The sequence below is a fragment of the Aquabacterium sp. UBA2148 genome (assembly GCF_002328915.1).
GTDB lineage: Bacteria > Pseudomonadota > Gammaproteobacteria > Burkholderiales > Burkholderiaceae_C > Aquabacterium > Aquabacterium parvum.
The window spans coordinates 2,366-12,977 of the sequence record NZ_DCXA01000227.1; the positions used below are offsets into that span (position 1 = coordinate 2,366).

General features: G+C 67.3%; 8 protein-coding genes and 1 pseudogene. 4 read left to right on the forward strand and 5 right to left on the reverse strand.

All coding sequences use genetic code 11. From position 1 onward, the window contains the following. Positions 1-1,202 (reverse strand): peptidylprolyl isomerase (locus B2W70_RS12880; protein WP_286746236.1); only part of this gene is annotated, 1,202 nt, incomplete at its 3' end. Beyond that, positions 1,195-3,777, reverse strand: coding sequence for an LPS-assembly protein LptD (gene lptD, locus B2W70_RS12885; RefSeq protein WP_286746238.1), 2,583 nt, complete (start codon positions 3,775-3,777; stop codon positions 1,195-1,197). The genes lptD and B2W70_RS12880, both read right to left, overlap by 8 nt. Before the next feature lie 110 nt (positions 3,778-3,887). Here lptD and B2W70_RS12890 point away from each other — a divergent pair, with 110 nt between their 5' ends. Both B2W70_RS12890 and B2W70_RS12895 read left to right on the forward strand, forming a co-directional pair. After that, the gene (locus B2W70_RS12890; protein ID WP_286746240.1) at positions 3,888-4,964 is read left to right on the forward strand and encodes an aminoglycoside phosphotransferase family protein; all 1,077 of its coding nucleotides are present in this window, start codon (positions 3,888-3,890) and stop codon (positions 4,962-4,964) included. 351 nt (positions 4,965-5,315) lie between these two features. Further along, positions 5,316-6,698 carry a DEAD/DEAH box helicase gene (locus B2W70_RS12895; RefSeq protein WP_286746249.1) on the forward strand — a complete coding sequence of 461 codons (1,383 nt, stop codon included), beginning with the start codon at positions 5,316-5,318 and terminating at the stop codon, positions 6,696-6,698. A gap of 90 nt (positions 6,699-6,788) precedes the next feature. On the opposite strand, the gene B2W70_RS12900 is transcribed toward B2W70_RS12895, so the two are convergent. Beyond that, positions 6,789-7,763: an AraC family transcriptional regulator gene (locus B2W70_RS12900; RefSeq protein WP_286746242.1), complete on the reverse strand. Its 975-nt coding sequence runs from the start codon at positions 7,761-7,763 to the stop codon at positions 6,789-6,791. Positions 7,764-7,973: 210 nt separating this feature from the next. Here B2W70_RS12900 and B2W70_RS12905 point away from each other — a divergent pair, with 210 nt between their 5' ends. Beyond that, complete coding sequence (locus B2W70_RS12905) at positions 7,974-9,167, forward strand: alkane 1-monooxygenase (RefSeq protein WP_286746244.1); 1,194 nt, start codon at positions 7,974-7,976, stop codon at positions 9,165-9,167. A 32-nt stretch (positions 9,168-9,199) separates the two neighbouring features. After that, positions 9,200-9,370, forward strand: coding sequence for a rubredoxin (locus B2W70_RS12910; protein ID WP_058087064.1), 171 nt, complete (start codon positions 9,200-9,202; stop codon positions 9,368-9,370). Between the two features lie 49 nt (positions 9,371-9,419). Here B2W70_RS12910 and B2W70_RS12915 read toward each other — a convergent pair whose 3' ends face one another. Next, positions 9,420-10,217, reverse strand: a complete 798-nt coding sequence (locus tag B2W70_RS12915) for a transglycosylase domain-containing protein (protein ID WP_286746247.1) — start codon at positions 10,215-10,217, stop codon at positions 9,420-9,422. 25 nt (positions 10,218-10,242) lie between these two features. Then, a pseudogene (aroE, locus tag B2W70_RS12920) lies at positions 10,243-10,612 on the reverse strand (shikimate dehydrogenase); the annotation flags it as partial.

Consider the following 10,612-nt stretch of genomic DNA (forward strand, 5'->3'; position numbering starts at 1 on the left):
GAGATCTGGCCAGGTTGCAGCGCGAGCACGGCTTTTTCGAACTCGGGCACGAACTGGCCTGGCGAGCTCCAGCCCAGCTCGCCACCCTTGGCACCGCTGCCGTCTTCGGAGTGCTGACGGGCTTGCTGCGCAAAGCTGGCCTGGCCATCCATGATCTGGCGACGGATCTCCTGCATGCGGTTGACCAGCTCGCGGGTGTTCTGACCCGGGGCGCTGCGCAGCAGGATGTGGCGAGCGCGCTGCTGGGTGTAGCTGGCCTGTGCGGCGTTCTCGCGCTCGACCAGCTTGATGATGTGAAAGCCCGCGCGCGAGCGGACCAGGGGCGCCACCTGTCCCACCTTGATGCTGGCCACGGCCTTGACGAAGACCTCGGGCAGGGCGCTGACTTCGCGAAGGCCGAAGGCGCCACCGCTGTCGTGCGTGCTGCGGTCGTCGGAGAACTGCTTGACCAGCTGCGAAAAGCTCACGCCTGCCGCGGCCTTGCGCTGGATGTCCTCTGCCTTGGCCTGGAGCTTTTGAACCTCCTGCGGGCTGGCTTGCTCGGGCACTTTGATGAGGACGTGCGCGAGGTTCAGCGCCGATTCGGTTTGAGCCGCCGGGTCGGAAGCCAGGAAGCTGGTGACCTCTTCTTCGCTGATCTGGATGCGCGGGGTGACCTCGCGCTCGCGGATGCGCTGGATCAGGATCTGCTCGCTCAGGCTGGCGCGGTAGCGCTCGAAGTCCAGGCCATCGGTGCGCATGCGCTCGCGCAACTCGGCCATGGTCATCTGGTTTTGCGCGGCGATGTTCTCGATGGCGGTGTCGAGCTCGGCTTCGCTCACGCCCATGCCCAGGTTGCGCGCGTGGGACAGCTGCACCTTTTCGTCGATCAGGGCGTCGAGCACCTGTCGGCGCAGCTCGTCGGCGGCGGGCAGGCGGGCGTTGGCCGGTGCGCTCTCGATGACGCGCTGCACCCGTTTGTCGATCTCGGTGTGGGTGATGGGCTCCTGGTTCACCACGGCGACGATGTAGTCGCTGGTGCGCGGCGCCCCACTGAGTTGCAGGTCGGTGCTCAGTGAGCGATCACCAGGGATGCTCGGCGCCAGGCTGGGGCCGTCGGGGCGGCGCAACTGGGCCCAGCCCGGCGTGGCGGCGCCAACGAGCAGGCTCAGGCAGATCAGCGGCAGCCAGCGGCGTGCGCCCGGGAAATTGCGGTCATTCATCTTGGGAGCTCGTCGGGGTGCTTGGCACGTTCAGGGGTTGGCCTTCTTCACGCAGCAAGCGGTAGCCAGGGACATTTTGTTGCAGCACGCGCAGCGGGTTGGCGCCCAGCGCCAGCTGCGACAGGCCCAGCAATTCAAGCTGGAACATGATGCGGGTGTTGGCCTTGCTCTGGCCCAGGGCCACGCGCTCGGCGACCACGCGGCCGATCCAGCAGCCGGCGTCGTATTCAAGGCCGATCAGGGAGTTGATGACGCGCTTGTCGCGCATGCTGTGGGTCACGCGGCCCACGCTGTACCAGGCGCCGCCACAGGCGTTGGTGCCAGCGCGCCGCGGGTTGACCTGCATGAGGTCGGGCGAGCTGGCCTGGGTCATCATCTGCTGCAGCGGTGGCGTGCGGCCTGCCAGGGGCCATTGCCAGCCCAGCTCGACCTGCTCGCTCGCTTCGCGGGTGTAGCGGTAAGTGGCGCTGACGGTGCGCCAGGCGCCGGGCGAGTAGCGCACGCCCACGGTGCCTTGTTCGGTGCGTTTTTCTTGCGCACCGTACTGCAGGGTGCTGTCGAGGTTCCAGTTCGGGATCACCGAGGTGGATGCGAGCAGCAGCAAGTCAGACAGCTTCTGGGTGATCGGGCCTTCGCCTTGCGGGTTGATGCGCTGGTCCGCCAGCAGCACCTTCTGCGCGATGCCCAGGCGCAAGGCCTCGACGCCCGTGGCGCTGTCGATCAGGCGCGAGGTCACGCCCACCGTCACCTGGTTGGCGTCGGTGATGCGGTCGCCACCGGTGAAGCCGTTGTCGTTGAAAACGGCGTACTGGTTGAAGTCGCGCGGGGCGCTGTCGAACTTTGGCAAGTCGTCCTGGCGCCGGTAGGGCGTGTAGACGTACATCACGCGCGGCTCCAGCGTCTGCACGAGGTCGCGGCCGAAGAGTTGCGTGTCGCGCTCCATCGAAAAGCCGCTGTCCAGGCTGAACGTGGGCACGGCGATCGAGGTGCTGGCGCGCGAGCCACTGGCGGCCAGCGCGTTGTTGCGATCGAGGTCGTAGCTGATGCCGCGCACCGCCACCGCAGGCAGCACGGAGATGCCCAGCAGGTCGAAGCGGCGCTCCAGGCGGCCGTTGAGGTTCACCCGGTTGCCGGTGACCTTGGTGATGTCCGTGTGGGCAAAGCGGTTGAATTCGCCCTGCAGGTTGAACACCGTGCCTGCGTCTGAGCTGCTGCGGCTGCGAAAGCCCAGCTGTGGCTCGCGCCGGTACGGGGCTTCGATGCGGCTGAGTTCCGGGTCGGAGTCGGGGTCGAGGTCGCGCAGCGTCTGCCAGGACTGCACCGCCGCGTAGAAGTTGGTCTGGCTGTTGCCCAGGCCCCAGGTGCGGTCGTTCAGCGTCGAGTCGAACTTGACGTGGCTGTCGAAAAGGCGCGGTGTGGGCGAAGGCAGGTTGTGCGAGAAGTCCTTCCAGTAGTCGTCGTCCGAGGCGCGCAGCCACTTGATGTCGTACTGGTTCTGCGCCAGCGTGCTGCCGGTGCGGAAACGCCCCTTGTGCGTGAAGTCGACCAGGCTGCGGCCATCGCCGGTGAGGCGGTCGTTTGGCAGGCCATACAGGTGCACCTTGCCGGTGTCGGTGGTCGTCAGGTAGCGGTACTCGAGGTCGAGCCCGACGCCGCGCCGGGCCGACAGGGTGGGCGCGATGGTGGCGTCCTGCTCGGGGGCGATGTTCCAGTAGTAGGGCGTCGAGAACTCGAAGCCGCTGTTGCTGTCGAAGTAGAACGACGGCGGCAACAAGCCGGACTTGCGCTGGTTGTCCAGCGGGAAGGTCAGCGTGGGCGCGGCCAGGATGGGCACGTCCATGAAGCGGATGACGGCGTTCTTGGCGGTGCCTTCGCTGGCGGCAAAGTCGAGGTAGACCTCGCTGGTGTGCAGCTCCCAGTCGGGCTTGCCCGGGCTGCCATCTGGCATGTCTTCGGGGCGGCAGCTGGAGTAACTCGTCTGGTGGGCGCGCAGGCGGTCTTCACCCAGGAACTCGACCAGCAAGGCGTCGCCGCCGGCCTGCGTGCGCGCGAGCCAGAACTCGGGCCGCACGAAGTTGCCTTCCAGCGTGTCCAGGCGCAGCGTCAGTTCAGGGCCGGTGAACAGGTTGCCCTTGCTGACGATGCGCACCTTGCCCTGAGCCTTGGCGGTGTTGTCGGCCTGGGTGTGGGTGATCTCATCAGCGCGCATGGCGAGATCGCCCTGGCGCAGCCGAACCGAGCCGGTTGCTCGCGTGAGGATGCTGGCTTCGCCACCCAGTTGGTCGGCCTCGAAGAACAGGGGCTCCTTGGCGTCGCGCCGCTGCAGCCGTGGTGACGGCAGGGAAAAGCTCATGCGCGAGGCCGGGTCGGCGCTCGGGACGGCGTTGGGTGCCTGCGGCAGCTGGCTGGCTGGCGACGAGGTGATGGGTGCGGGCTCGGACACTTGAGCCTGCGAGGGCGCATGCAGCGGTCCCGCCAGGCAGGCTGCAGCCAGGGCCACGGGGCGCCAGATGGGCGTCGTGGCCGCGGTGCGGCGTCGAATCGGGCGGTGCTGGGGCGTGGGGCGTCGGTTCAAGGAGGTGCTCACGATCACGGGGCGCGTCGCAGTGGGGCTGCGGCAGCGGCTTCCTGATGGGTGAGCCGGCCTTGCCTAGAATCGCCGCATTATTTCACGAGCCAAGCAGCATGAGCCAAGTCGCCGCCGCCCCCATTTCCTGGACCGATCCTGCCCGCCAGCAGGCCTTTGACGCTTGGCTGCGGTCTCGCCCGGCCAGCCTCGGCCTGCGCGCGGACAGCCTGCGTTCGGCCAGCGCCGACGCGAGCTTTCGCCGGTACTTCCGCGTCGATGCGGCAGATGGCACCCTCATCATCATGGACGCGCCGCCCAGCCACGAGGACTGCCGTCCCTTCGTGGCGGTCGACCGCCTGCTGGCCTCGGGCGACGTGAACGTGCCCCGCATCCTGGAGTGGGACGAGGCGCAAGGTTTCATGCTGCTGTCCGACCTGGGGGCCCACACCCTGTTGTCCACCCTCGACGCCCAGCAGCCGCAGGATGCCGGCAACCGCGCCCGCTACAACGCCGCGCTGGACGAGCTGGTGCGCCTGCAGGCCGTGTCGGCCCAAGGCCTGCCTGCCTACGACGACGCCTTGCTGCAGCGCGAACTCGATCTTTTCCCGGACTGGTACTTCACCCAGCTGCGCGGGCAGGTGCTCGACGACAAGGCCCGCGAGGTGCTGGGCCGGGCCTTCGGTCTGATCAAGGAACAGGTGCTGGCCCAGCCGGTGGTGCTGGTGCACCGCGACTACCACTCGCGCAACCTGATGGCCGATCCGGCCGACGCACAGGCCCGCCCGGGCGTCATCGACTTCCAGGACGCCGTGCGCGGCCCCGTCACGTACGACCTGGTCTCGCTGCTGCGCGATGCCTACGTGATGTGGGATGAGGACGTGCAACTCGATTACGCCGTGCGCTACTGGGAAAAGGCGCGCAAGGCCGGCCTGCCCGTGCCCGACGATTTCGGGGATTTCTGGCGCGACTTCGAGTGGATGGGCCTGCAGCGCCACATCAAGGTGCTGGGCATCTTCGCGCGGCTGGCCATCCGGGACGGCAAGCAGCAGTACCTGGCCGACATCCCCCGCGTGTGGACCTATGCCCACCGCGTTGCGTCGCGTTACCAAGGCCTGGGCCCGCTGGCGCACCTGCTCGAGCGGGCCGAGGCCGACCATGGCGGCTTGCGCACCGAGGTGGGCTTCACCTTCTGAGCCCTCCGCCTGCGGTCCGGGCGACACGCCGAAACAGGTGGATCGGGGGCCGAATGGCCCCGATTCCGCCGTTTTCCGGCTCCGGGAAGGTGAAATGAGGGGCCGTTGGCCGCATTTGTTTGCGCAAAAAAGCAGCAATGGGCGGATAATTCGACCCCGATGAACGAACAAACCTCCCAGCCGGCCACCCTGGCCGCGCCCGAAGCCGCCACCGCTGCGCCCGTCACTTCCGAGACCGTGAACCCGGCGCCCGTGACCTCCGAGTCCGCGTCCGCCGACCAGGCCCCGCCCGCCCGCTTCGACACGCTGCCGCTGGACAAGAAGATCCTCAGCGCCATCAAGTACCCCACGATGACGCCGATCCAGGCCAAGGCCATCCCGCTGGTGCTGGCCGGGCGCGACGTCATGGGTGCCGCCCAGACGGGCACGGGCAAAACCGCTGCTTTCTCCATCCCGCTGCTTCAGAAGATGATGAAGCACGAGAACGCCAGCATGTCGCCGGCGCGTCACCCGGTGCGCGCCATCGTGCTGGCGCCCACGCGCGAGCTGGCCATCCAGGTGGCCGACAACGTCAAGACCTACGCCGGCAAGTGCAACCTGCGCTCGGCCGTGGTGTTTGGCGGCATGAACATGAAAGAGCAGACGGTCGAGCTCAAAGCCGGCGTCGAGGTGCTGATCGCCACCCCGGGCCGCCTGATCGACCACATCGAGGCCAAGAACTGCAACCTCTCGCAGGTGGAGTACGTGGTCCTCGACGAAGCCGACCGCATGCTCGACATCGGCTTCCTGCCCGACCTGCAGCGCATCCTGAGCTACCTGCCCAAGACCCGCCAGACCCTGCTGTTCTCGGCCACCTTCTCGCCCGAGATCAAGAAGCTGGCGCAGAGCTACCTGCAAGACCCGGTGCTGGTCGAAGTGGCCCGTCCCAACCAGACGGCCACCAACGTCGAGCAGCGTTTCTACAAGGTCGACGACGACGACAAGCGCCACGTGATCCGCCAGATCCTGCGCGACCGCGGCATCACCCAGTCCATCGTCTTCGTCAACTCCAAGCTCGGTTGCGCCCGCCTGGCGCGCACCTTCGAGCGCGATGGCCTGCGCACGGCGGCCCTGCACGGCGACAAATCGCAGGACGAGCGCATCAAGTCGCTGGACGCCTTCAAGCGCGGTGACGTCGACCTGCTGGTGGCCACCGACGTGGCCGCGCGCGGCATCGACATCGCGGCCCTGCCGGCGGTGTTCAACTACGACATCCCCTTCAACGCCGAAGACTACGTGCACCGCATCGGCCGCACGGGTCGCGCTGGTGCTTCCGGTCTGGCGGTGTCGCTGGTCACGGGCGCCGATGCCCGTCTGATGGCCGACATCGAAAAGCTCATCAAGAAGAAGCCCGACGTCGAGCCCTTCGAGCTCGAGGGGCGCCGTGACCGCGAGCGCCCGAGCTATCGCCGTCGCGAAGAGTCGGACGACCGCCCGGACATGGGCGCCGCCAGCGCTGCGCCCTCGCGTGTCAGCGCTTCGCCGCGTGCCTCGGCCCCGCGCCGCAACGAGTCCCGCGACCCGTTCTTCGACAAGCCCTACGAGGCCTCGGCCAGCGCCGAGCTGGCGTCTTGGGACAAGAAGGACGCCGCCCCTGCCGCATCGTCGGGCGGTGGCCTGTCTCGCTTCATCAAGCCCAAGCGCAAGGTCGCGACCCTGCTGGGTGGCTCGGGCACGGGCTCGGCTCGCCGCTGATGTTTGGGCGGTTCTCGCCCACTCCGCGATGACCCACGCCCCTGGCGCCAAGATCCAGCAGGCAGGTGCCTTGGGCAGGCGACGCAGGACTCAGGCTGCTTCCTGCCGGGGTGGCATCACGGTGCTGCCGTGCGCAGCCCCCTCGCTGATCCTTTGGGCTCGCCAGGCCGAAGGTGACAAGCTGTGTTCGCGTTTGAAGGCCTGGCTGAATGCCGCCTCCGAGGCGTAACCCACCTGCTCGGCGATCTTGCCCACCGACAGCGCCGAGGTGCTCAGCTGCCGAGCGGCCAGTCGCATGCGGTGGCGCGTGAGGTAGGTCAGCGGGGGCTCGCCCAGCGTCTGCGTGAAGCGGTCGGCGAAGGCCGAGCGCGACAGGCAGGCCTCCTTGGCCAATTCGGGCACCGTCCAGTTGCGCTGCGGCTCGCGGTGGATGAGCGCCAGCGCCGTTGACAGGGCGCGGTCCTTGAGCGCCGACAGCCAGTTGCCAGAGCCTTCGGGCACCGACTCGACGTGGTCGCGGATGCACTGCATGAACAGGATGTCGCCCATGCGGTTGAGGATGGCTTGCTGCGCCGGGCGCTGATGCGCCACTTCCAGCGCCAGGAACTGCAGGCCCACGGCCAGCCACGGTGGCGGTGCCTCGCCCAGGCCGCGCACGTGCAGCACGGGCGGCAAGGCCTTGACCAGCGGCGCGGCCATGTTGACGTCAAAGCGTGCGTGCGTGCTGATGAGGTGACACGACTGCGGTGTGTCCTGACCACCCAGGCGTGAATCGACCAGGTCCCGGGCCATGAGCGGCAGCAGGTCACGTGGGGTGGCCGACGTGTTCGGGCGGTCTTGGATGGTGTGGGGCAGGCCGCCAGGCAGCACGACGAGGTCGCCTGTTTCCAGCAGCAAGGGCTCGGCCCCGTCGCGGATCAGCCAGGCCTGGCCTCGGGTGATGACGTGCGCACAACCCAGGCCATCGACGGCGAGGTGCCAGGACCAGGGGGGCGCATTGACGGACGAGGCAAACACGACGCCATCGAAGTGCATGTCGTCCAGGATCAGGCTGAGGGTGTCCATGTTGCCCACAGCTTGCCACGGAAGTCGAGTGCCCGATCGCGGCAAAAGTCCGGATATCCATTGTGAAAAGCCAAGCTTGAATCGGGCTTGTTCTACCTCGGGTAGACCCTGATCGATGGCCGGCGGATCGCGATGGTGCTGCGGTCGATCCGGGCTTCCCGTCTTTGCGTCAAATCAAGACACTGGCGACATCCTCAAGGAGTTTTCGAGATGTCCCAAGCCACCCTGTCTCCCACGCCGGCTGCGCGCTGGTCCGACCCCAAGCGCTACCTCTGGCTGCTCGGGCCCGCCATCCCCCTGATCGGCGCCGCCGTGCTGGCCGGCTACTGGCAGACGCAGCAAAGCTGGTTGCTGTGGGTGGCCTTTGCCCTGGTGCACGCCGTGCTGCCGGTGCTGGACTGGCTGTTCGGCGAGGACGCTTCCAACCCCCCTGACAGCGCCCTGCAGGCGCTCGAGAACGACCGCTACTACAGCTGGGTGCTGTACGCCTTCGTGCCCATCCAGATCGCCGTGACCATCGGTGGCGCGGCCATGATCGCCCTGATCGACATGCCCTGGTACGACATGGTCGGCCTGGCCATCAGCGTGGGCGTGATCAACGGCATCGCCATCAACACCTCGCATGAGTTGGGCCACAAGAAGGACAAGCTCGATCGTTGGTTGGCTCGCATCTCGCTGGCGCCCACTTTCTACGGTCACTTCTACGTCGAGCACAACCGTGGTCACCACAAGAACGTGGCCACCCCCGAAGACCCGGCCACCTCGCGCTTTGGCGAGTCGTTCTGGGCCTTCTGGCCGCGCACCGTGATCGGCAGCCTGCGTTCGGGCTGGGAGCTCGAAGCCGAGCGCCTCAAGCGCTTCAACAAGGGCGTCTGGAGCACCGACAACGAGAACCTGCAATCGTGGGCGATGTCGGTGGTGCTGTTCGGTGGCCTGCTGATCGCCTTCGGCGTGGTGGTGCTGCCTTACCTGCTGATCCAGGCGGTGTATGGCTTCTCGCTGCTGGAGGTCGTGAACTACCTGGAGCAATACGGCCTGCTGCGCCGCAAGAACCCCGATGGCCGCTACGAGCGCTGCCAGCCCGAGCACTCCTGGAACAGCAACCACACGGTGACCAACCTGTTCCTGTACCACCTGCAGCGCCACAGCGACCACCACGCCAACCCGACGCGCAAGTACCAGACCCTGCGCCACTTCGAAGACAGCCCGCAGCTGCCCTCGGGCTACGCCGGCATGATCACCCTGGCTTACCTGACGCCGCTGTGGTTTGCCGTGATGAACAAGCGTGTCATCCGTCACTACAAGGGCGACTTGGAGCGCATCCAGTTCGCACCGAACAAGCGCGAGGCCCTGATGAAGAAGTACGCTTCGTTCGCGGCCGACGTGAAAGCCGGTCGCGCCTGATTCAGCAGACGGCACCGAGGAGAGCTGACAACATGAAATACCGCTGCCCCAATTGCGATCACGTGTACGACGAAACCGCGGGTGACCCGCACGAGGGCTTCGCGCCGGGCACCCCCTGGAAGCTGATCCCTGACGACTGGTCTTGCCCCGGTTGCGCGGTGCGCGACAAGGTGGACTTTGAGCCGGTGGGCGACGCCGGCTGAAGGCCAGGGCCTCTCTGTGCAAAAGGGCTTCTCAACAGAAGCCCTTTTTTCACGGCAGCTCGACCGAGCCCATGCGCGCCGCGATCGTGCCGGCGCGCCCGCTCACATACGGCGATCGGGGTGATTTCTCGAAGCGCTTGGGCGCCGGCAGCATCACCGCCAACCGTGCGGCTTGAATGGGCGCCAGCCGCGCTGCGTCAAGGCCGAAGTAGTGGTGCGACGCCGCTTGCGCACCGAACACGCCTTCGCCCCACTCCACGTTGTTGAGGTAGATGTCGAGGATGCGCTGCTTGCTCAGCAGGCCCTCGAGCATGAAGGTGATGGCGAACTCCTGGCCCTTGCGCAGGAAGTTGCGCTCGCTGCTGAGGAACAGGTTCTTGGCCAATTGCTGCGTGATGGTCGAGCCGCCGATGACCTTGGCCGTGACCTGGGTGACATCGGGTGCAGCGGGCTCTGGCCGGCCACGCTTGCGAGCGCGCTCCACCGCGCGCTGGTGGCGGGCCATGGCGTCGGCGCGTTTCTTCTCGGCGCGGGCCTGAGCGGCGCTGTTCTTCTTCCAGGCGTTTTCCAGCGCGTCCCATTCGACCCCGTTGTGGTCGGCGAAGTTGGCGTCTTCCGAGGCGATGACGGCGCGGCGCAGGTTGTCAGAGACCTGCTCGCCTGGCACCCACTCCTGGGCCCAGGCCACGCGGCCTTCGGTGCGCAGGATGCGCGCGAACTCGCTGCGCTGGAAGGTGGTGGATTGCGGATCCAGCACGTTCATCAAGGCGATGCGCGCCGCAAAGAAAACCTGCAGGCTCAGGCCGCTGAGCACGAGCAGCACGGTGATCCGCCAGACAGCGCGCATCTTGGGGTTCCTTGGTTGGGAAGGCTCAGTGAGCCGAGGCCGCGTCGACCAGCGCACGCATGTTCACCAACACGGGGGCGGTGTCGGGTCGGACACCGCGCCAGATGGCAAAGCTCTCTGCCGCCTGTTCGACCAGCATGCCCAGGCCGTCGCGGGCCACGGCGCCGTGCGATCGGGCCCAGTCCAGGAAGGCTTGTGCAGCAGGTCCGTACATCATGTCCAGCGCCAGGCTGCCGGGCTTGAGCACCTCGGGGCCCACGGGCACGCCGCTGCCGGCCAGGCTGGCAGCGGTGCCGTTGATGAACACGTCGAAACCGGTGCCGGCGTCGGTCAGGCCCCGGGCGCTGAGTTGAACGCCGTGCTGTGCAGCCCAGTCGGCATGGCGGGCCACGATG

Bases quoted from the DNA above. Each gene is read 5' to 3' on its own strand.
- B2W70_RS12900 (WP_286746242.1), bottom strand. From the start codon at position 7,763: ATGGACACCCTCAGCCTGATCCTGGACGACATGCACTTCGATGGCGTC.
- B2W70_RS12905 (WP_286746244.1), top strand. From the start codon at position 7,974: ATGTCCCAAGCCACCCTGTCTCCCACGCCGGCTGCGCGCTGGTCCGAC.
- B2W70_RS12915 (WP_286746247.1), bottom strand. From the start codon at position 10,217: ATGCGCGCTGTCTGGCGGATCACCGTGCTGCTCGTGCTCAGCGGCCTG.
- B2W70_RS12910 (WP_058087064.1), top strand. From the start codon at position 9,200: ATGAAATACCGCTGCCCCAATTGCGATCACGTGTACGACGAAACCGCG.
- B2W70_RS12895 (WP_286746249.1), top strand. From the start codon at position 5,316: ATGACGCCGATCCAGGCCAAGGCCATCCCGCTGGTGCTGGCCGGGCGC.
- B2W70_RS12890 (WP_286746240.1), top strand. From the start codon at position 3,888: ATGAGCCAAGTCGCCGCCGCCCCCATTTCCTGGACCGATCCTGCCCGC.